This is a genomic window from Agromyces sp. NPDC029043 (assembly GCF_055564615.1).
In genome coordinates, this window is record NZ_JBVHVX010000005.1 from 33,313 (window position 1) to 53,948 (window position 20,636).

Genomic DNA, 20,636 nt, shown 5'->3' on the forward strand with positions numbered 1-20,636 from the left:
ATTGCACTGATCTCACGAAAGGAACCATCATGGACCGCATGACCGACAACACCGCCGCCGTGATCGACGAGCGCGAGTTCACCGTGCGGCGGAGCGTGCACATCAGCGCCCCCGTCGAGAAGGTGTGGGCCGCGGTCACCGATCCGGCGCACATCTCGCGCTGGTTCGGGCAGGCGGCGTTCGACGGAGGCGGCATCGGAGCACGCGGGACGCTCACCTTCCCGGGCGATCATGTCGTGCCGATCCGGATCGAGGCGATCGACGAGCCGCGCTCGGTCTCGTACCGGTGGGCCAGCGGCGATGCGCCGCAGGACCGCGCCGCGGAGCTGGCGCCCGAGCATTCGACCGTCTTCACGATGACGCTCGAGCCGGTGCCCGACGGCACCTGGCTCACGGTCGTCGAGTCGGGCTTCGAGCGCCTGGCCGACCCGGCGGCGCACCTCGAGGACCACCGCGGCGGATGGAACGGCGAACTCGACAAGCTCGTCGCGCTGCTCGAGGGCGGCTCGTGACGGCAGCTCTGGTTCCCGTGTTCGCAGCGCTCGGCGACGAGACGCGGTGGAGCATCCTGGCCGCGCTCGGCGAGGGCGACGCTTCGGCGTCGGCCCTCGCCGGGCGCTTGCCCGTGACCCGGCAGGCGATCGCGAAGCACCTCGCCGTGCTGGCCGAGGTCGGACTCGTCGAACCGGTGCGCGTCGGCCGTGAGGTGCGGTATAGCGTGGTGGGGTCGTCGCTGAGCGAGACCGCGCGTCGGCTCGACGCCATCGGCGCGCAATGGGACCGTCGGCTGGCCGGGATCAAGGAGATCGCGGAGGGATTGTAGGTTGCGCCGAAGCCGGGCACGGTCATGCCGCCCGGTCTTCGCGCAGCTCGAAGCGGGCCCGGTCGCCGAGTCGTGGGATCTGTGCCGGGTCGATGTGCGGCGGCGGGATGAAGCGCACCTCGGACGCGCTCGCAAGGATGCGCCATCCGTCGCGGTGGACCATGTGATGGCAGAAGCTGCAGAGCATCACTCCGTTCGAGAGGTCGGTCGGGCCGGTATCTCGTTCCCACCAGTCGATGTGGTGCGCTTCGACGTACCCGATGTTCTGGCCGCAGGAGGCGCACCCGCCGTCCCGCTCGCCGAGCGCGAGCCGCTGCGCCCTCGTGAACAGGCGCGCGGCTCGGCCGAGGTCGAGGGGGACGCTCTCGCCGCCGAGCACGGCGGGGATAAGCTCGGCGTCGGCGGCCATGCGACGCGCGGTGCCTGCTGACACGGGCTGTTCGAGACCGTCGATCCGCGCGTGCCCGAGACCGGTGACGAGGGTGTCGAGGTCGACGCGCACGATCACCGTGGTCTTCGCGAACGGGGTCAGCGTCTCGCTGCAGCCGAGGGTGTGGCGGGCCAGTGCGGCGAGCGCGTCGGCTTGGATCTGCGGGATCGTGCGGTCGTCGTCGATGACCGGGCTTGACGCGCCGGCGCCTTCCGGGCCTCCGCCCTCCGGGCCTCCGCGAGGTTCGCGTCGGCGTAGCACGTCGCTCACGAGCGCTTCGATCGCGGCCTTCACCGGGGCGGCGCTCTCGGGGTCGAGTCGTGCATGCATGTGCAGCACGCCACGGTCGTCCTCTCGCATGGTCAGCGAGCGCTCCATGCGGAGCTCGTCTTCGCGGGGTTCGACGCCGTCGGGGTCGAGCCGCGCCTCGGCTTCCCGCACTCCACGCAGCAGCGTCTCGAGCGGCACCCGCCCGGCGAGGTCGACCAGCGCGCGCTCGACGACCTGGGCGCGACCGGGGTCGGAGTGCATCGATGCCCGATCGAGCATCGTGGTGATCGCCGATGCCGCCTCGATGCTGATTGCGGCCGACTCGAGGGCCTCGGCGATATGCCGATGCCGTGACGGCACTCGCTCGCCGCTGAAGGTCTGCCGTTCGGCGGTGGCGGTGCCGACCGCGATCAGCCGCGCCGCGTCGGCCCGCGACCCTCCGGTGGCTGCGGCGACGAGGCGGGTCGGGTTGTGGAACCCCTGCGCCTTGGCGAACCCCGTGTCGCCGAACTCGGGCCCAGACCGTTTCGACGCCTCGGCCGCGACCCTGGCCAGCATCGCGTCGACATCACGCCGGACCCTCGCCAGCGCATAGGTGACCTGCATGAGCCCGTCATCGCTCAACTGCTCGACCTCGACCTGGGCGCCCCCGCGAACGGCACACCACGCCGGCGACCCGCCCGCCCACACCTCGCGCAGCGCAGCGACATCGCGCTGGAGCGCAGACAGCGCACCGAGCGGATGCTGCGGGATCGCGGGCCGTTCCATGCTTCGATCCTGCACCCACCCTCCGACATTCGTTCGAGCCCGAAATCAACCCTCACCTGGCTGTTTCCCTCTGGAGAACTCCGCCCGAGGGCAGCCTGTGGAGGAGGAGTCGCGAGAAGCGGCCTGAGGATTCCGTATAGCCAACCTTCAGCGGCTGGCTCGCTGATGGCCGAGCAGCGTGTCGTGATTGGCCCGTGGCTCGGGCTCGGCCCCGTTGACGAGGCCGCGACGTCCCCGTGCTCGGTGCGGTTTCGGCGCTCGGCGTCGCACCCGCTCTGCAGGGGTCGGCCCCGTGACATCCATGTCGCTCGAACTCGCAGTCAGCCCGTCACATGGGTCTCGCCGTCAACCTTCGGTCGGCGTCTCAACCGGCGCGTCATCCCGACCGCGACCCAACCGCCCCCAGCCGCGGTGGCACCGACGCCGCCGCCGTCCGCCGCACCGGCGCGTTCGCCACCAACACTCCCGCGACGAGCACCGCCCCGCCGACCGTCTCCCACACGTTCGGCACCTGACCGAGCAGCAGCGCCGCCGACGCCATCGCCACGACCGGCGCGAGCAGCACCCACGGCACGACCGACGCCGACCGATTCCGGGCGAGCAGCCCGTTGAAGATCGCGTACCCGACGAGCGTGCAGAGCCCCGCGGTGTACAACGTCGAGAGCAGCGGCCTCCACCCGAACGCGGCGATGCCGGCGGCGATGGCGTCGGGCCCCTCGATGAGCGCCGACAGTCCGAGCGCAGGCAGCGGCACGACGAGCGACGACCACACCGTCAGCGACAGCGCCCCGAACCGCCGCGCCGGCGCGACTGGCCCGGCCCGCCGCGCCACGACATTCCCGATCGCCCACGACAGCGCGGCCAGCAGGCACAGCACGACCGCGATCGCCGGCGCGTCCCCGCCGCGACCGAACGCCACGACGCCGAGCCCCACCGTCCCGAGCAGCACCCCCGCGACCTGCAGGCGCGTGGGCCGCTCGCGCAGGGCGAGCGCGGCGACGAGGATCGTGAGCACGACTTGGGCCTGCAGCAGCAGCGCGGCGATGCCGGGCTGCAGCCCGAGCGCGATCGAGGTGTAGAGCAGCGCGAACTGGCCGAGGCTCATGAAGAGGCCGACGCCGACGACGGTCTTCCAGCTCGCGAGCGGCCGCGGCACGACGACGACCGCAAGCGCGACGACCGCGAAACGGATGGCGACGAAGAACAGCGGCGGGATGCCATCCATGCCCCAGTCGATGACGACGAAGTTGAAGCCCCACATCGTCGCCACCAGCGCGGCCAGCAGCATGTCGCGTCTCGTCATGGGTCAAGGGTGGCCCGCGGCATCCGGAATCAACAGCGACCATTTCTGCGGCTGAATCGGTAGCATTGCTGCATGATCGATCTCGAAGCCGTGGTCGCGCTGCGGGCGGTGGCCACGAACGGCAGCGTCGCGGCGGCGGCGGATGCGCTCGGGTTCACGCCGTCAGCGGTGTCGCAGCAGATCAAGCGGCTCGAGCGCGGCACGCGGGTCGCGTTGCTCGAGCGGGCGGGTCGCGGTGTGGTGTTGACGGATGCCGGTCGTCACCTGGTCACGTCATCGGCGACGGTGCTCGCCGACCTCGAGCGCATCGAGGCCGACCTGCATCTCACCGGCCAGGCGACGGGGGCGGATGGCGCGGCCGCCCGCCGCATCACGGGGGAGGTGCGCGTCGGCGCGTTCTCGACCGCGGTGCGCGGCCTGCTGGTCGACGTGCTGCCGCGCCTGCGCGAGGAGCATCCGGAGCTGCGGGTGCCGACGCGTGAGAGCGAGCCGTGGGAGACGATCGCGCTCGTGGCGTCGGGTCAGCGCGACCTCGGCATCGTGCACCGGTGGGGCGGGGTCGCGCTGGCGATGCCCGATCACCTGGTCGAGACGCCCCTGTTCACGGATGTCGCGGACGTGATCCTGCGCCGCGAGCACCCACTCGCCGACCGCGCCGAGCTGACCCCGGCCGACCTCGCCGAGGAGCAGTGGATCGCGACGTTCGACTCGACGATTTGCCGGCAGTGGTTGCGGCGCCTCTTCGACGGCGTCTCGAACGCGCCGCGCATCGTGCACGAGTCGATGGAGTTCGAGAATCACCTCGAGCTCGTCTACGCCGGGCTCGGGGTGGCGTTGGTGCCGCGGATGGGGCGACCGCCGCTGCCCGACGACCTCGTGGCGATCCCGACCGCCCGGCCGGCATCGACCCGCGGCGTCTCGGCCGTGCACCGCCGCAGCCAGGCGGACTCGCCCGCGCTGCAGGCGGTGCTCGATGCGGTGCGGGTGGCGGCGGCGGGGCTGCACGCTGCCTGACGCAGGTCGGCTCGGCTTGGCTGCACCAGGTGAGAGCCAGCCAAGCTCGAGAGCGGCCGGCCTGCCGGAACGGCGGGCTGGCGCCGGCACGGCCGTGCACCGAACCCACCTTGAGCGCGGCCGGTGGGCATTCGTCCACCGCCGTGGCCCAGTGAGGACTAAGGTATTGCGCGTGACCGATGTGGCTCCATGGGGTCGCAATTGTTCGGTGCCGAACGCGCGGCAGCGTCCTGGAGCGTCGTCGTGATTCCGAGCACCAGCTACGTGCGCAGCGGTGATGCGGACATCGCGTTCAAGGTCTTCGGCGAAGGCCCCCGAGACCTCGTAGTGTCGTTCGCGTTCATTTCGAACGTCGACGTGTTCTTCGAGCTGTCCGAGAACGTCGAGTTCGTCGAGCGGTTGATGAAGCTCGGTCGTGTGATCCTCTTCGACAAGCGCGGAACAGGTCTGTCGGAGCGCGGTACTGAATCCGTGACGATTGAGCAGCACAGTGACGACCTCATCGCGGTGCTCGACGCGGCGGGGAGCGCGCAGGCAGTCCTCATGGGTTGGTTCGACGGCGGTGCAGCCTGCTTGGTCACGGCCGCACGGTACCCCGATCGAGTGCAGTCAGTGGTCGTAAACGAAGCACTCGCGGTAGGGCACCGCACCAAGGGTTTCCCTTGGGGGATCCGCTTCAAGGTCTCAGGGGTTGCGCTGCGGGCGTTCCTGAGCGCCGGATGGGGCAAAGGCGTCATCGTTCGGGCGGCCGCGCCCCAGTCGGCCACCGACGGCCGGGTGCTCAGCTGGTGGATGCGCTATGAGTCCCAATCCGTTTCGCCGCACGGCGCGGCGCGGCTGCTCGATGCTTCGTATCGCATCGACATACGCGAGCACCTTCCGCGCGTGCGTGTCCCGGTGCTCGTCCTCCACGACGCGAATTTCCGGATGTTGCCCACCGAGGCGTTTCAGTGGCTTGCCGACCAACTGCCCGAGGGTCGATTCAGACTCGTCCAGCGCGACGGATCCGACTGGGGTCTGCTGCCGTCCGACGACCTCATCGACGAGGTCGAGGAGTTCATCGTCGGTACACGGAGCGGTGGGCTGCGAGAGGTCGCGACGCTCGTCGTGACGGATCTAGTCGGCTCGACCGATGCAGTGGCGCGCTCAGGCGACGCGGGCTGGCGCGACCTCCTGAGCGCGCATCGGGAGTCGGTGCGGCATTCGCTCGCGAGGTTCTCCGGCCGAGAGGTCGTCACGACGGGGGACGGGTTCTTCACCTCATTCTCGCTTCCCTCATCAGCGCTCCGGTTCGCCGAGGAAGTCGTCGCGGATGCGTCGAGGCTCGGTCTCAAGCTCCATGTCGGTATACACGCCAGCGAGGTCGTCATCCGCGATTCCGACGTCATCGGCATCGCCGCTCATGTGGTCGCCCGCGTGGCCGCGGCAGCCGGTCCGGGTGAGATTCTCGTCACCGAAACCGTGCGCGGGTTGGTCGACGGTTCCCACGTGCGATTCCAGTGGGCGGGCGATCATACGCTCAAGGGTGTCCCGGGCACGTGGCCGCTGTTCCGGCTGGTCGGCGGCTCGAACCACGACGCGCCCATGTGACAAACGACCCGACTCGTCTCGTGGCATCCTCACCGCCGAGGGGCAGTGGTCGCGACGTTCGACTCGACGATCTGCCGCCAGTGGCTACGCCGCCTCTTCGATGATGTCTCGAATGCGCCGCGCGGGGTATCGGCCGTGCACCGGCGCAGCCAGACGGACTCGCCGGCGCTGCAGGCGGTGCTCGACGCGGTGCGGGCGGGTGCAGCGCTGCGTTGGTATCATGGTGATACCACGGAGTAGAATGGTGGCCGACGGAAGGACCGTGCCATGGCGATGACCCTGCGCCTCGACCAGGCTCACGACCAACTGCTCGAGGCCCTCGCCGTGAAGCTCGGGCGGTCGAAGACCGAGGTCGTGCAGATCGCGCTCGACGATTTCGCGGCGCGTGCCGACAAGTCAGCCCGTACGCGCGAGGCGTTCGATCGCATCCGATCCCGCGACGCCGAGTTGCTCGATCGTCTCGCCCAGTGACGGCGGGTCGAGAGGTCGAGTACCTCGACCCCGACGACGTCGAGGCGCTGCTCGACGACGAAGGGTTCCACTTCAAGGACGGCGCCCGCGGGCGCAACCTGCTGCTCTCGGCACTCGCGGCCCCGATGCCGGTGTTCGGCGAGGAGGTGCACCCGACGCTCGACGAGAAGGCCGCGGCGCTCATGCTCGCGGTGATGCGCAACCACCCGCTCGCCGACGGGAACAAGCGACTGGCCTGGTTCATGACCGTCGCGTTCCTCGAGCTCAACGGCCTCGACCTCGTGGCCGATGACGTGGCCGAGGCAGACCGGTTCCTTCGGGAGGTCGCGGCGGGCGCGGTCGAACTCGACGGGGTCGCCGCCTGGGTTCGCGCCCGCATCCGGCCGCTCGCGTAACGCTACGTGGGCGACGACAGGGCTCCTCGGTCGATCGAACCTGGGTGGACGCCATCCTGGATCGTTACGGCAACAGCAGACGTGCATCGCGTCAGGTTGCACGTGATGAGTGCAAGGTCCTTCGACCGTTGACGGCGCGCGCTCGCCGGGCCATCGTGAGCGCATGAGCCGGCAGGTACGCGTGCTCTCCATCGACGGCGGCGGCATCAGGGGATACATCGCCGCGCTGGTGCTCGCCGAAGTGGAACACCGCGCGGGGATGCCGGCTTCGGAGCTGTTCGATCTCGCCGTCGGCACCTCCACGGGGGCGATCATCTCCATCGGCCTCGCAGCCGGCCTGACCGCCGCCGAACTCGCCGAGTTCTACCCACGGTACGGGCCCCGGATCTTCGGGCCGGAGCCCACCCATCGGGCAGGCCGTGGCGCGACCTTCACAGGGCGGATGGACCGGGCCGCCCGAACCGTCGGCGCACCGTTCGGCGGCAACCCGGCGCTCGGCGGGAATGCCCGGCACGACCCTTCCGGGCTGGAGGCGGTGCTGCGGGACGTGTTCGGCGAGCGCAGGGTCTCCGAGGCGCGGCTCGAACTCGCGGTGACGAGCTTCGATGCCGAGGCGAGCAGCCCGGTCGTGATCAGTCGGCGCGATGCGCGCAACGATCCCAGCTGGGACATGATGCTGTGGGAGGCGGGGCGCGCCACCTCTGCGGCGCCGACGTACTTCCCGCCGTTCGTGCGGGAGTGGGCCGGGCGCAGCTGCCGATTCGTCGATGGGGGCGTATGGGCGAACAACCCCGCGGGCGTCGCCCTGGCCGAATCCGTTCCGCTCACCGCCGAACGGGGTCTGACGGGCGATTCCGTGGTGATGCTCTCGATCGGCACGGGCGTCGCCACGACGAAGGGAACCTTCGGGAGCACCGATCCCTGGATCGCCTCCGCCCGGGATTTCGTCACGGTGGCCACGGGAGCGGCCGCCGGGACCACCTTGGCCATGCGTGCGCTGTCGCCCGCCCGGGTGACCCGCCTGCAGATCGAGGACGACAGCGTCGCCGGGAGGATGGATGACCCTTCCGCTGCACGGCTGTCCGTGCTGCGCGCTGCCGCGACCGAGCTCCTCGCGTTGAATGGAGCCGCCATCGACGCGGTGCTCGGGCACCTGGTGCCGAGTGCGGGTCAGCACGAGAGACGTCGATGAGATCACGGTCCAGGTGTCGCGCGCCGGATAGTGCGTGCGAGACCCTCACGCGGTGGCGAACGCCGCCTGCGTGAGCCGCTCGGACACATCCCAGACCCGGGCCGCGTCAGCCGCACTGCGCAGCGGCGGGTAGAGCGGCTGCACGGCCGGCGGCCCGCCGAGGTGACCGAGCCCGCGCGGCCCGTACATCACGCCGCCCTCGGCCGACGGGTCGGTCGCGGCTATGAGCGCCGGCAGCGCCGCGGAGTCGATGGTGCCGATCCCGATCCCTCGGGCCGAGAGCGCGCGGATCATCCGGATGGCCCGCGTGTCCTCGTGGCGGTCGAGCTCGGGGCGCGCGGCGAGCAGGCTCGTCGGCGCGACTCCCGGGTGCGAGAGGTTGCTCGTGATGCCCCACCCGCCCGCGCGGCTCCGACGATCGAGTTCCAAGCCGAACAGCCCGAACGCGATCTTGGACCGGCTGTACGCGCGTTGACTGTCGTAGCGTCGCTCCGAGTTGACGTCGTCCCAGTCGATCGCACCCCGCCGCGCCGCGATGCTGATCTGCGACGTCACCCTCGCTCGCCCCGCGTGCAGCAGCGGCGCGAGCCGCCCGACGAGGGCGAAGTGGCCGAGGTGATTGGTGCCGAACTGCAGTTCGAAGCCGTCGGCGGTCAGCTGCCGGTCGGGCGGGGTCATGACTCCGGCGTTGTTGATGAGGATGTGGATGGGATGGCCCTCCGAACCCAGGGTGTCCGCGAGCGCGGCGACCGACGCGAGCGACGACAGGTCGAGGCTTCGGAGGGACACGCGGGCGCCCGGAACCCGCTCGCGGATGCCCGCGACCGCCTGCTCACCCTTCACGGCGTTGCGGACCGGGAGGATCACCTCGGCGCCCGCCGCCGCGAGGCGCTCGGCGATCCTGACTCCCATGCCGTCGCTCGCGCCGGTGACGACCGCGCGCTTGCCGGTCAGGTCGGGGATGTGGATGTCGATCGTTCGCCCGGTCATCGAGTCCTCCTCGTTCGTGGTCATCCCACCGTCGCCCGTCGAGGACGCGTCATCCAGAGACCGTCGATCCCCGGTTCGCCAGACCCGCCCATCGGCGGTGAGGGTGGGACGGATGGTCCGTGGTTCCGGTCAGCCGAGCGAGGTAGAAACGAAGCAGCACTGCGAGACGAGGTTCACCATGATCGATCGCGCCGGGCTGGCGGAGTTCCTCCGCAGCCGCCGTGAAGCGCTGCAGCCCGAGGATGTCGGCCTGCCTCGCGGTCCACGCAGGCGGACGACCGGGCTCCGACGCGAGGAGGTCGCGTCGCTGTGCCACATGTCGACCGATTACTACTCGCGCCTCGAACAGGAGCGCGGACCGCAGCCATCCCCCCAGATGCTCGCCTCGATCGCGCTCGGCCTGCACCTCTCGCTCGACGAGCGCGACCATCTCTTCCGGCTCGCGGGACAGAACCCGCCCGCGCGCGGAGAGGTGAGCACGCACATCAGCCCCGGATTGCTGCGCATCCTCGACCGCTTGACCGACACGCCCGCCGAGATCGTCACCGAACTCGGCAAGACGCTGCGGCAGACGCCGATGGCCGTGGCGCTGACGGGGGATGCCACGTCGTACACAGGGCCCGCCCGCAGCGTGGGGTACCGATGGTTCACCGATCCGGCCGCCCGCGATCGACACGCTCCGGAGGAGCACGCGTTCCTCAGCCGCATGTACGCGTCGGGTCTTCGTGAGATCGCGACCCTGCGTGGGCCGGGCTCGCGCGCTGCGCACCTCGCCGCGCTGCTGCTCGAGCAGAGCGAGGAGTTCCGCCTCGTCTGGGACGACCACGAGATCGGCGTGCGCCCGCATGACGTGAAGCACTTCATCCACCCCGAAGTGGGCCCCCTCGAGCTGACGTGCCAGCGGTTGATCGATCCTGATCAGGGCCATTCCCTCCTCGTGTACACCGCGATCCCCGGAAGCGAGAGCCACGACCGGTTGAGCCTCCTCGCCGTCATCGGCGCCCAGGCGCTCGGCTGATGCCGACGCCGTGCCGATGCATGGCACGGCTCCGGAGCTGACGGTCGTGGTGATGGCGGATGCCGCGTGGGCGCGGCTTCCTCGCTACCGTTGACCCATGCGGGGAGAGGGCGACGCGTCGTCGAGCATGGGGCGCGGGTTCGAGGTGATCTCGGCGCTCGCCGAGGTGACGAGCACGCCGCCGTTCCGCGCCGGCGTCTCGGTCGTCGCGGCCCACCTCGGCCGCGACCGGTCGCAGGTCTCGCGCGCGCTCGCGTCGCTCGAGGTGCTCGGATTCGTCGTCCGTGCGGCCGACCGCACCTACCGACTGAGCTGGAACTGGTACGCGGCCGCCCAGGACCTCACCGACCGGAGGCTGCGGGTCGACGGGCTCGACCTGCTCGAGCAGCTCAGCGAGGCATGCGACGAGGCATGCTTTCTCGGGGTGCTGGAGGGTGACAGCACCGTGACCATCGTCGAGAGCGTGCCGCCCGCGTCCCGGATGATCGGGTCGTGGATCGGCCGCGCCTATCCCGCCTTCTGCAGCGACGCCGGGCAGGCGGTGCTGTGGGATGCGACCGACGACGAGATCCGGGCCGTGTTCACCCGAACGGACTTCCGCAGCCCGGGTCCGAACGCCCCCACCTCGATCGACGACTTCCTCGCACGGCTCGCCGCGGCACGCGAGCGGGGGTACGCGATCGTCGACGAGGAGGCGGAGCCGGGCCTGTACTCCGTGTCGGCGCCGGTCCGCGACTTCCGCGGCGAGGTCGTCGCGGGCGTGCAGATCGTCGGCCTTCGGGAAGCCCTCCGTCCGCGCACTGCCGAACTGGGTGCCCTGTGCGTCGACGCGGCCGAGACCCTCTCACGCAGGATCGGCGCCCCCGCGGCGACGTCCGAGATGCCCGCACGGCGCTGAGCCCGGTTCAGCGCCGTGACGCGAGCTCGGTCAAGGCGGCCGCTCCCTCGGCGAGCGAGCCGGCGAGCTCGTCGACCTGTCCCGGGTCGTCGATGGAATGGCTCACGCTGAGCGCCGCGATGACGGTGCCGCCCTCGTCCCTGACCGGCAGGGCGAGCTCGAGCACGCCGTCGTCGTACTCCTCCTCGGCCCGGACCATGCCGTTCGCGTGATCCCGATCCATGAGCGAGACGAGCTCGGGCACCGAGCGCGCGGCGCCCGGGCCGCCGACGCCGACGAACTGCACCTCGGAGAGAAGTGTCTCGAGTTCGGGTTCGGTGTGGTCCCAGAGCAGCGCCCTGCCGGCGCCCGTCGACCATGCCGGGGTCACCATGCCCGAGCGGAGCGACGGCTCCGCGGCTCCGACCGCGGCCTCATAGCGGAGCAGGACCGAGCGGACGCCGTCGCGCCCGCTGACGCGGACGGTCACCGGGAACCGCGCCGCGATCGCCCGCAGGTGGGGACGGGCGGCGCGGAGCATCGGTTCCTGGAGTACGGCGGCCACCGCGAGGAATCGCCCGCCCGCCCGGTACGCCTGCGACTCGTCGCGCTCGAGGTAGTCCAGGTCGCGCAGCTCGCCGGCCAGCCGCGAGACGCGGCTGCGCTCGATTCCGGCGGCGTCCGCCAGGCGCGATGCCGTGTGTCCGGGCCGGCCCGAACGTTCCCGCTCGACCGCGAGTTCGACGAGGCGCAGGCCCTGCGCGAGCGATGAGGGGATCTGCACGGTGTGGTCTCCTTGCGGGCGGGAGCATCGGACTCCATTACAGCGCAGGCGGCCGCCTACCTCGGCGCCGACGCGGTGCGGCTTGCTGACCGGACCGGTACGCGCGGGTGCAGTCGGCCCCAGACCGAGTACAGGTCGGCCGCGATGTGCCCGTTGGCGCGCTCGAGGTCGGCCGACGTGATCCGCTCGTCGCCCTGCGGGCCGTAGAACACGACCTCCTCGCCGGGCTCCACCGCACCGAGCGCGGTGACGTCGATGGTGAGCGTGTTCATCGCGTGGCGGTCCACGATCGGCACGCGGCGGCCCCGGATGAGCGCCGAACCGCGACCGCCCATCGAGCGCTGGATGCCGTCGGCATACCCGATCGGGACGGTCGCGAGCACCGCGTCCCGCTCGAGCCGATGCGTCCGGTCGTAGCCGACGGTGTTGCCGGCCGGGTAGCGGTTCACCGCCGCGACCCGCGACTTCAGCGCGAACGCGGGCCGGAGTCCGTTCCCGGGTGCGGCGGTATCGCCGTAGATCGCGGCGCCGATGCGCACGAGATCGAACGCGGCGTCCGGAACCGTGAGCGCCGCATAGGACGTCGCACAGTGCCGTTGCACGCCCATTGCGCCTGCGCCGATCGAGCGGAGCACCGCGGCCGACTGCACCTGGAACGCGGCCGCGCCGCGCGCGACATCCGCCCGATCCTCGTCGGGGAAATGCGAGCAGATGCCCGCGATCCGCAGTTCGCGGTGCGAGAGGACGCGGTCGAGTTCGCGCATGCCGCCGGGGCGGGTGAGTTCGATGCCGTCGCGGCTCAGCCCGGTCGCGTTGATCGATACGTGTGCCGCGATGCGGATGCCGCGGTCGCGGGCCACTCGCGCCACGACCTCGGCGTGTTCCGCGCCGCCGACCCACTCCTCGACGCCGTGTGCGAGGCCGTCCTCGATCTCATCGGCGAGCGCCGGGCGGATCCTGAGGATCCGCCCGGTGAACCCGAGGAAGCGGGCTGCGACCGCCTCCTCGGTGCTCGTGATGCCGATGGTGCGGATGCCGCGGGCCATGATCGACGGGAGCACGTGCTCGATTCCATGGCCGTAGGCGTCGGCCTTCACGACCGCGCACACCTCGGTCCGTGCGTCGAACCGCAGCAGTATGGCGTCGAGGTTGTGCTCGATCGCGTCGAGGTCGATCTCGACCCACCCCGGCGTCGGCGTCATCCGATCACGTCAGGTTCAGTCGACGGCGTTGCGCGCGGCTCGTCGTCGATCGCGTCGACGGGCGCCTCCTCCGAGACGGGGGTGGCCGGCTTGGCACCGCGACGGCCGTATCGGAACCAGAAGTACAGGTAGCAGGCGGCCACGAACGGGAGGCCGAAGTAGAGCGCGGCAACCTGGTTCGGGTCGAAGGCGATGGCGACGATCGAGATCCCGAGCAGCACGAAGGCGACGATCGGCACCACGGGGTACAGCGGCGTGCGGTACGCGAGTGTCGACACGTCGCCCCCGGCGCGGACGAAGGCGCGACGGTGGAAGAACTGCGCCGCGACGATCGACATCCACACCGCGACGACCGCGAAGCCGGCGATCGAGACGAGCACGAGGTACACGGTCTCGGGCGCGACCACGCTCGACAGGAGCGAGGCCAGGCCGATGACGAGGCTCACGCTGAGCGCGACGATCGGGATGCCCCGACGCGTCAGGCGGGTGAAGGCGCGCGGCGCGTGCCCTTCCTCGGCGAGCGAGAACAGCATGCGGGCGCACGAGAACAGACCGCTGTTGCCCGCCGAGAGCAACGCCGTGATGATGACGAAGTTCATGATGTCGGGCGCATAGGGGATGCCGACGTACTCGAAGACGGTCACGAACGGGCTGTCGGTCACGCCGGTCTGCTCATAGGGCACGATCGCGGCGATCACGGTGATCGAGCCGATGAAGAAGATGACGAGTCGCAGCACGGTCGAGCGCAGGGCCTTCGGGATGTTGCGGGAAGGGTCCTTCGTCTCGCCGGCGGCGACGCCGATGAGCTCGGATCCGCTGAACGCGTAGAACACGACGAGCGCGGTCATCAGCACGCCGCCGATGCCGGTCGGGAACAGTCCCTCGGGGGTCATGAAGTTGCTGAACAGCACGGCGCCGGGGTTCTCGGGGGAGAGGGGGGTGATGCCGAAGATGGCGGCGCCGCCGAGCACGATGAGCCCGATGATCGCGGCGACCTTGATCAGCGAGAACCAGAACTCGGTCTCGCCGAACACGCGCGCCGAGATGGCGTTGAGGGTGAACAGCAGTGCCGCGAACACGAGGCACCAGACCCAGACGTCGACCGCGGGGAACCAGCGCTGCATGAGGATGCCGGCCGCGGTGAACTCCGAGCCGAGTGCGACGACCCAGCAGAGCCAGTAGAGCCAGGCGGTGGTGAAGCCGGTCGCCGGGTTGATGGCGCGGGCCGCGTAGATGTGGAACGCGCCGGAGACCGGGTAGGCGAGGGCGAGCTCGCCGAGGCAGGCCATCACGAGGTACACGACGACCGCGCCGATGCCGTAGGCGATGACCGCGCCGAGGGGCCCGGCCTGGTGGATGGTGTAGCCGGAGCTCAGGAACAGGCCCGAACCGATCACGCCGCCCAGGGCGATCATGACGAGGTGGCGCGCATCCATGGAGCGTTGCAGCCGCCGGAAGGGCACTTGCGTGGCCGTCGTGTGCGGCAGCGTGTTCGGCAGCGTCGAGCTGCGGGCGGAACCGTTCATCGGGGACGTCCTCCGGTCTTCGGGGATAGGTGCTCTTCGTTGAGTCTTTGCAATATCAGCACTGCAATGTGTCGATACTGCACGTTTGTCGGTTTCGAGGACGTTACAACCCCGATCGAGGCGACGCAAGTGCGATGACGCGCTCGCACAGGCCTGCGGGCGGGGGGATGCCCGAATCGACCGCGCGACGGGCGATTCGACCAGGGCCGTGGCCGATCCGACAGCCGCGACCGACACCCCGGGCTCGCAGGATGGCTCCCACGCCAACGACGCAGGAGGAACCCACATGGAGCGACACGACCTGGCTCTCATCGGCTTCGGGGGAGTGAACCGAGCACTCGCCCAGCTCATCGACGAGCGCGGACACGAGCTGGCCGCCCGACTCGGCTTCGAGCTGCGCGTGGTCGCGATCACCGACCTGCGCCTGGGCTCGCTCATGCAGACCGACGGCATCGACCTCGCATCCGTGCTCGCGATGCCGGCCGGTGCCGACTTCGCCGGCCTGCCCGGCGGGCACGCCGAGCCGCGCAACGAGTACGTGATCCGCAACACGACGGCCGACACCGTCGTCGAGGCGACGTTCACCAACCCATCGGACGGCGAGCCGGCGATCTCGCACGTGCGGTGGGCGATCGAGTCGGGCCGCAACGTCACGACCACGAACAAGGGGCCCGTGGCCCTCGCCGGCGCCGAACTCCGCGCGCTCGCCGAGACGCACGGGGTGCGGTTCGAGCACGAGGGCGCGGTGATGAGCGGCACGCCGGTCCTGCGACTTGCCGAGCGGATGTTCGCGGGCCTCCAGATCACGGCCGTGCAGGGCATCCTCAACGGCACGAGCAACTTCGTCCTCGGGCGGATGGAGGAGGGCCTGTCGCTCTACGCGGCCGTCGCCGAGGCGCAGGCGCTCGGGTACGCGGAGGCCGACCCGACGGCCGACCTCGAGGGGTCGGACGTGCAGCTGAAGGTCGTCATCCTCGCCAACGAGGTGCTGGGTGCGAACATCACGACCTCCGACGTCGAACGCCGAGGCCTCTCGACGCTCTCGCCCGACGACATCGCGCGTGCGGCGGCCGAGGGGCGGCGATGGAAGCTCATCGGCTCGGCGAGCCGCGGCGCCGAAGGCGCGATCACCGCGAGCGTGCAGCCGGTCGCCCTCGACCTGGACCACCCGCTCGCGGGCATCTCGGGCCCGACCAACGCGGTCTCGTTCGACACCGACCTGCTCGGCACGGTCACGGTGTCGGGCCCCGGCGCCGGCCGCGTCGAGACGGCGTACGCACTGCTCTCCGACCTCATCGCGATCGAGGAGTCGCGCGGGGCATCGCTGACGGGAGGCGTCCGATGACCGAGATCCTCATCGCCCCGCTCGCGCACGGCATGTCGCCGCGCTTCGCCCCCGTCGTGAACCCGTACGACGGATCCGAGATCGGACGCGTCCCCCAGCACGTGCCCGCCGACGTCGACCGGATCCTCGCGCGTGCGCGCGTCGGCCTGTCGCTCTCGACCCGGATGTCGCGCTTCCAGCGCCATGCCGCGCTCGAGCGCGCGGCCACCCTGCTCGCCGAACGCGCCGACGCCGCGGCCGACCTCATCGTCCGCGAGGCGGGGAAGACGGTCCGCCAGGCGCGCAAGGAGGTGCGCCGGGCGGTCACGACCCTCTCGCTCTCCGCTGAGGCGGCGCGCTCGAACGGCGGCGAGGTCATCCCGTTCGACGCGTTCGAGGGATCGGAGCGCCGGCGCGGCTGGTTCACCCGCGAGCCGCTCGGCATCGTCCTCGCGATCACCCCGTACAACGATGCGCTCAACCTCGTGGCGCACAAGCTCGGGCCGGCCGTCGCCGCGGGCAACTCGGTCATCCTGAAGCCGTCGCAGTTCACGCCCCTGACCGCGCGGTTCCTCGTCGACGTGCTTGTCCACGCGGGGGTGCCCGACGAGATCGTGACCGTGGTGCACGGCGATCGCCACCTCGCCCAGGCGCTCATCGCGATCCGCGAGATCCGGATGGTGTCCTTCACCGGCGGGTTCGCGACGGGCGAGGCGATCGCGCGCGGGGCGGGTCTCAAACGGCTCGCGATGGAGCTCGGCGGCAACGCCCCGGTGGTCGTCTTCGGCGATGCCGACGTGTCCGCGGCGGTCGAGGCCTGCATCTCGGGTGCGTTCTGGGCGGCCGGGCAGAACTGCGTCGGGGTGCAGCGGATCCTGGTGCAGCGCGACGTCTACGAGGAGTTCCGCGAGCGGTTCGCCGCGGCATCCGCTGCACTCACGGCCGGCGACCCGTCGTCGGAGGCGACCGACGTGGGGCCGATGATCTCCACCGAGGCGGCCGAGCGCGCCGAGCGGCTCGTGGCCGACGCGAAGGCCGCCGGTGCGATCGCGCTCGCGGGCGATCGACGGGAGGGGTCGGTGTTCTGGCCGACCGTGCTCGAGGGCGTCCCCCACTCGTGTGAGGTCTGGGCCGACGAGGCGTTCGCGCCGATCGTGACCGTGCAGCCGTTCGACACCGAGGAGGAGGCCGTCGCCCTCGCGAACGACGTCGACTACGGGCTCCACGCCGCGGTGTTCACGCGCGACCTCGATCGCGCGCTGCGGGTCGCCGAGTCGCTCGAGGCCGGCGGCGTGATGATCAACGACTCGTCCGACTACCGCGTCGACGGCATGCCGTTCGGCGGGGCGAAGTACGGCAGCATGGGCCGCGAGGGCGTCCGGTTCGCGTTCGAGGAGATGACCCAGCCCAAGGTCGTCTGCATCAGCACATGAGCGGGCCGGAGAGCGTGCGCCGCGAGTCGGACTCGCTCGGTACCGTCGAGGTGCCGGCCGAGGCGTACTGGGGCGTGCATACGTTCCGCGCCCGGGAGAACTTCCCCGTCAGCGGCACGCCGATCGGCCGGCACGGCGCGCTCGTCCGTTCGCTCGCCGTCGTCAAGCAGGCGGCGGCGCGGGCCAACGGCGACCTCGGGCTGCTCCCACCCGAGAACGTCGAGGCGATCGAGTCGGCGTGCGGGCGGATCCGCGGCGGCGAGCTGCACGACGAGTTCTGCGTCGACGTCGTGCAGGGCGGCGCGGGGACGAGCACGAACATGAACGCCAACGAGGTGATCGCGAACGCGGCTCTGGAGCGGCTGGGCCATGAGCGCGGTCGCTACGACGTCATCCACCCGATCGACGACGTGAACCGTAGCCAGTCGACCAACGACGTCTACCCGACGGCGATCCGGCTGGCGGTCGTCGAGATGCTGCAGGAGCTCATCCCCGAGCTCGCCCGGCTGGCCGACGCCTTCACCGAGCGCTCGGTGGCCTTCGCCGGCATCCGGAAGGTCGGCCGCACCCAGTTGCAGGATGCCGTGCCGATGACCCTCGGCGACGAGTTCGCGGCGTTCGGGGTCGCCGTTCGGGAGGACGTGCAGCGCCTCGAGGAGACCATCCCGCTGCTGCTGGAGTGCAGCCTGGGCGCGACGGCGATCGGCACCGGAGTGACGGCGCCGCCCGCGTTCCGTGCGGCGGTCATCGCCCGGCTGCGCGAGCTCACCGGCTTACAGGTCACGCCGGCCGCGCACCTGTTCGAGGCCACGTGGGATGCCGGTGGATTCCTGCACGCGTCGGCGATGCTCCGTCGCTCGGCGGTGAAGCTGTCGAAGATCTGCAACGACCTGCGACTCCTCTCGAGCGGGCCGCAGGCGGGCCTCGCCGAGATCCGGCTGCCGGCGCGGCAGGCGGGCTCGTCGATCATGCCCGGCAAGGTCAATCCGGTGATCCCGGAGGTGGTCAACCAGATCACGTTCGCCGTCATCGGCTCGGACGTGACGATCGCGGTCGCCGCCGAGGGCGGGCAGTTGCAGCTCAACGCGTTCGAGCCGATCATCGCCCAGTCGTTGCTGCAGTCGATCGGATGGCTCACGCAGGGCGCGCGCGTGCTGCGGGAGCGCTGCGTGGAGGGCATCGAGGCGAACGCGCCGCTGCTCGAGCAGCGCGTCGCCGGCTCGGTCGGCGCCATCACCGCCCTGGTTCCCGTGATCGGGTACGAGGCGGCGACCTCGGCGGCCAAGCACGCGCTGGCGACCGGCGCGCCGGTCGCCGAGTCGGTCGCGCGGTTCGCCCGCATCAGCGCCGACGAGGCGGAGCGCCTGCTCGCGCGGTGAATCGCCGTCAGTGCGCGACGCGTTCGATCACCGTGGTGAGGGCGACGGAGGTCACGGTGTCGGCCACGCCGGGGATCGCCGCGATGCGTTCCCAGATCTCGCCGACCCGGTCCATCGATTCGGCCTCGAGCGTCGTGAGCAGGTCGAACTGCCCGGCGAGGACGTCGCAGCGCACCACCTCGGGAATCGCCGCGAGTTCGGCGATCACCTGGCCGCCCCGCATGCGGTCGGCGCGGTACACGAAGACGACCGCGGAGACCGGGCGCGGCCCGTCCTGCGTCCGTCCGCGTACGACCGTGTAGCCCGCGATGACGCCGTCGCGCTCCATCCGCTCGATCCGCTGGCGGACGGCGTTGCGCGAGAGGTGCACGCGGACCGCGAGGGTGGCGAGCGGGAGGCGGGCATCGTCGCCGAGCTCGGACAGGATGGCCCGGTCGATGTCGTCGAGTCGTGCTGCGGTCATGGCGACTCCCTGGGTCTCGCGTCGTCGAAGCTATTGGCGTGCAATACTAACAATCACAAATGCCAATGATGCACAGTACTGGAGGCGCCATGACTGCACCGCGACCCGACCGACGGAGCCCGCTCACGCTCTCGGACCTCAGCATGGCTGTGCACGCGGGCAACCTGCCCGATCCGGGGCACCGTGCGCTCCGGGTGCCCATCGTCATGGCGAACTCCTACGAACTGCCCGACGACCCGAGCGCGATCAGCTGGTCGGCGACGAGCATCGGGCTCTACACGCGCAACTCCGGCGTGAACCAGTCCGCGCTCGAGACGAAGCTCGCCGCGCTCGAGGGCGCCGAGGCCGCCGTCGCACTGGCGAGCGGCGTCGCGGCGCTGCACGCGGTGTTCTTCACGCACGTCCGCGCCGGCGATCACGTGCTCGTCTCCGACGTCACGTACGAGGCGACCTGGCGGCTCTGGAGCGAACTCCTGCCCGGCCGCTACGGCATCGAGGCGACGTTCGTGGACGTCACCGATCTCGACGCCGTGCGCGCGGCGATGCGCCCCGAGACGAAGCTCGTCTGCGTCGAGGCGATCGCCAACCCCACCACGAAGGTCGCCGATGTCGCCGCCGTGGCCGCGATCGCCCACGAGCACGGGGCGATCGTGATGGTCGACTCGACGTTCACCCCGCCGCCGTTCTACCGCCCGCTCGACGACGGAGCGGACCTCGTCGTCCATTCGCTCACCAAGTACATCAACGGCCACGGCGACGCGATGGGCGGCGCCGTGGTCGGCCGGCACGACCTCATCGAGCCGATCAAGGCCGATGCGATGGTCGACGTGGGCGGGGTCATCTCGCCGTTCAACGCGGCGCAGATCCAGCGCGGTTCGGTCACCCTGCCGCTGCGCCTCCGCCAGACGTTCGCGTCGGCGGCGGAGCTCGCCGACTTCCTGGAGGCCGACCCTCGCGTCGAGTACGTCGCGTACCCGGGCCTGGCGTCGCATCCGCAGCACGAACTCGCCCGCCGCCAGTTCGGCGGCCGCGGCTTCGGCGGCACGATCGCGTTCGCCGTGAAGGGCGGCCCCGACGCGCAGAACCGCTTCGTCGGGAACCTGCGCCTCATCACCTCGGCCTTCTCGCTCGGGCACGACGACTCGCTCATCGTGCACGTCGGCACGGACGGCGGCCGGGTCGCGACCTACCCCGAGGAGTTCCGCACGCACGGGCACCTGCGGCTGTCGGTCGGAATCGAGGACGCCGGCGACCTGCTCGGGGATCTCGCGGCGGCGCTCGACGAGACGTTCGCGCTCGAAGAACTGGACCTCGCCGATGAGACGGAGCCGCTGCCGCAGCGGTGATCGGGCGGTTCGGTGCCGGAGGCTCGCATCCAGTCCGC

The 20,636-nt window shown here is 70.9% G+C and carries 21 protein-coding genes; 14 read left to right on the plus strand and 7 right to left on the minus strand.

The window, feature by feature from the left end; translation table 11 throughout:
- The first annotated feature begins 38 nt into the window (after positions 1 to 38).
- Both ACZ4TW_RS08310 and ACZ4TW_RS08315 read left to right on the plus strand, forming a co-directional pair.
- A complete protein-coding gene (locus tag ACZ4TW_RS08310) occupies positions 39 to 512 on the plus strand; it encodes an SRPBCC family protein (protein ID WP_465541942.1) in 474 nt (157 codons plus the stop codon).
- On the plus strand, positions 509 to 823 hold the full coding sequence (locus ACZ4TW_RS08315; RefSeq protein ID WP_465541944.1) for an ArsR/SmtB family transcription factor: 315 nt from the start codon (positions 509 to 511) through the stop codon (positions 821 to 823). Before ACZ4TW_RS08310 ends, ACZ4TW_RS08315 begins: the two co-directional genes overlap by 4 nt.
- Positions 824 to 845: 22 nt before the next feature.
- Here ACZ4TW_RS08315 and ACZ4TW_RS08320 read toward each other — a convergent pair whose 3' ends face one another.
- Together ACZ4TW_RS08320 and ACZ4TW_RS08325 are read right to left on the minus strand one after the other, a co-directional pair.
- Positions 846 to 2,291: an HNH endonuclease signature motif containing protein gene (locus ACZ4TW_RS08320; protein WP_465541946.1), complete on the minus strand. Its 1,446-nt coding sequence runs from the start codon at positions 2,289 to 2,291 to the stop codon at positions 846 to 848.
- A gap of 376 nt (positions 2,292 to 2,667) precedes the next feature.
- Positions 2,668 to 3,594: an EamA family transporter gene (locus tag ACZ4TW_RS08325; protein WP_465541947.1), complete on the minus strand. Its 927-nt coding sequence runs from the start codon at positions 3,592 to 3,594 to the stop codon at positions 2,668 to 2,670.
- Between the two features lie 72 nt (positions 3,595 to 3,666).
- Here ACZ4TW_RS08325 and ACZ4TW_RS08330 point away from each other — a divergent pair, with 72 nt between their 5' ends.
- From ACZ4TW_RS08330 to ACZ4TW_RS08355, 6 genes are all read left to right on the plus strand, one after another.
- Positions 3,667 to 4,608: a LysR family transcriptional regulator gene (locus tag ACZ4TW_RS08330; protein WP_465541949.1), complete on the plus strand. Its 942-nt coding sequence runs from the start codon at positions 3,667 to 3,669 to the stop codon at positions 4,606 to 4,608.
- A gap of 357 nt (positions 4,609 to 4,965) precedes the next feature.
- Entirely contained in the window at positions 4,966 to 6,198 is a 1,233-nt protein-coding gene (locus ACZ4TW_RS08335) for an adenylate/guanylate cyclase domain-containing protein (RefSeq protein ID WP_465541950.1), read from the plus strand.
- Between the two features lie 45 nt (positions 6,199 to 6,243).
- Positions 6,244 to 6,438: a hypothetical protein gene (locus ACZ4TW_RS08340; protein WP_465541952.1), complete on the plus strand. Its 195-nt coding sequence runs from the start codon at positions 6,244 to 6,246 to the stop codon at positions 6,436 to 6,438.
- A 27-nt stretch (positions 6,439 to 6,465) separates the two neighbouring features.
- Entirely contained in the window at positions 6,466 to 6,669 is a 204-nt protein-coding gene (locus ACZ4TW_RS08345; RefSeq protein ID WP_465541953.1) for a hypothetical protein, read from the plus strand.
- Positions 6,666 to 7,064 carry a type II toxin-antitoxin system death-on-curing family toxin gene (locus ACZ4TW_RS08350; RefSeq protein WP_465541954.1) on the plus strand — a complete coding sequence of 133 codons (399 nt, stop codon included), beginning with the start codon at positions 6,666 to 6,668 and terminating at the stop codon, positions 7,062 to 7,064. The genes ACZ4TW_RS08345 and ACZ4TW_RS08350 overlap by 4 nt, the downstream gene beginning before the upstream one ends.
- A gap of 181 nt (positions 7,065 to 7,245) precedes the next feature.
- On the plus strand, positions 7,246 to 8,256 hold the full coding sequence (locus ACZ4TW_RS08355; RefSeq protein ID WP_465541956.1) for a patatin-like phospholipase family protein: 1,011 nt from the start codon (positions 7,246 to 7,248) through the stop codon (positions 8,254 to 8,256).
- Between the two features lie 45 nt (positions 8,257 to 8,301).
- Here the strand turns inward: ACZ4TW_RS08355 and ACZ4TW_RS08360 are convergent, their stop codons facing one another.
- Entirely contained in the window at positions 8,302 to 9,246 is a 945-nt protein-coding gene (locus ACZ4TW_RS08360) for an SDR family oxidoreductase (protein ID WP_465541957.1), read from the minus strand.
- Between the two features lie 178 nt (positions 9,247 to 9,424).
- On the opposite strand from ACZ4TW_RS08360, the gene ACZ4TW_RS08365 reads away from it, so the two are divergent.
- The gene (locus ACZ4TW_RS08365) at positions 9,425 to 10,264 is read left to right on the plus strand and encodes a helix-turn-helix transcriptional regulator (protein ID WP_465541959.1); all 840 of its coding nucleotides are present in this window, start codon (positions 9,425 to 9,427) and stop codon (positions 10,262 to 10,264) included.
- Positions 10,265 to 10,361: 97 nt separating this feature from the next.
- Entirely contained in the window at positions 10,362 to 11,162 is an 801-nt protein-coding gene (locus ACZ4TW_RS08370) for an IclR family transcriptional regulator (RefSeq protein ID WP_465541960.1), read from the plus strand.
- 7 nt (positions 11,163 to 11,169) lie between these two features.
- Here the strand turns inward: ACZ4TW_RS08370 and ACZ4TW_RS08375 are convergent, their stop codons facing one another.
- Genes ACZ4TW_RS08375 through ACZ4TW_RS08385 form a run of 3 tightly spaced genes read right to left on the minus strand, consistent with a single transcriptional unit; the run spans position 11,170 to position 14,653 of the window.
- Positions 11,170 to 11,925: an IclR family transcriptional regulator gene (locus ACZ4TW_RS08375; RefSeq protein WP_465541962.1), complete on the minus strand. Its 756-nt coding sequence runs from the start codon at positions 11,923 to 11,925 to the stop codon at positions 11,170 to 11,172.
- A 56-nt stretch (positions 11,926 to 11,981) separates the two neighbouring features.
- On the minus strand, positions 11,982 to 13,127 hold the full coding sequence (alr, locus tag ACZ4TW_RS08380; protein WP_465541964.1) for an alanine racemase: 1,146 nt from the start codon (positions 13,125 to 13,127) through the stop codon (positions 11,982 to 11,984).
- Positions 13,124 to 14,653 (minus strand): amino acid permease, encoded by a 1,530-nt coding sequence (locus tag ACZ4TW_RS08385; protein ID WP_465541966.1) that lies wholly within the window; start codon positions 14,651 to 14,653, stop codon positions 13,124 to 13,126. Before ACZ4TW_RS08385 ends, alr begins: the two co-directional genes overlap by 4 nt.
- Before the next feature lie 286 nt (positions 14,654 to 14,939).
- On the opposite strand from ACZ4TW_RS08385, the gene ACZ4TW_RS08390 reads away from it, so the two are divergent.
- From ACZ4TW_RS08390 to ACZ4TW_RS08400, 3 genes are read left to right on the plus strand one after another with little or no spacing between them, the layout of a single operon-like run.
- Entirely contained in the window at positions 14,940 to 15,998 is a 1,059-nt protein-coding gene (locus ACZ4TW_RS08390) for a homoserine dehydrogenase (RefSeq protein WP_465541968.1), read from the plus strand.
- On the plus strand, positions 15,995 to 17,410 hold the full coding sequence (locus ACZ4TW_RS08395; RefSeq protein ID WP_465541970.1) for an aldehyde dehydrogenase family protein: 1,416 nt from the start codon (positions 15,995 to 15,997) through the stop codon (positions 17,408 to 17,410). The genes ACZ4TW_RS08390 and ACZ4TW_RS08395 overlap by 4 nt, the downstream gene beginning before the upstream one ends.
- Positions 17,407 to 18,789 carry an aspartate ammonia-lyase gene (locus ACZ4TW_RS08400; RefSeq protein WP_465541972.1) on the plus strand — a complete coding sequence of 461 codons (1,383 nt, stop codon included), beginning with the start codon at positions 17,407 to 17,409 and terminating at the stop codon, positions 18,787 to 18,789. The genes ACZ4TW_RS08395 and ACZ4TW_RS08400 overlap by 4 nt, the downstream gene beginning before the upstream one ends.
- 7 nt (positions 18,790 to 18,796) lie before the next feature.
- Here the strand turns inward: ACZ4TW_RS08400 and ACZ4TW_RS08405 are convergent, their stop codons facing one another.
- Positions 18,797 to 19,252, minus strand: coding sequence for an Lrp/AsnC family transcriptional regulator (locus ACZ4TW_RS08405; RefSeq protein ID WP_465541974.1), 456 nt, complete (start codon positions 19,250 to 19,252; stop codon positions 18,797 to 18,799).
- Positions 19,253 to 19,395: 143 nt separating this feature from the next.
- Between ACZ4TW_RS08405 and ACZ4TW_RS08410 the strand changes: the two genes are divergently transcribed.
- Positions 19,396 to 20,598 carry a trans-sulfuration enzyme family protein gene (locus tag ACZ4TW_RS08410; protein ID WP_465541976.1) on the plus strand — a complete coding sequence of 401 codons (1,203 nt, stop codon included), beginning with the start codon at positions 19,396 to 19,398 and terminating at the stop codon, positions 20,596 to 20,598.
- Positions 20,599 to 20,636: the final 38 nt, after the last annotated feature.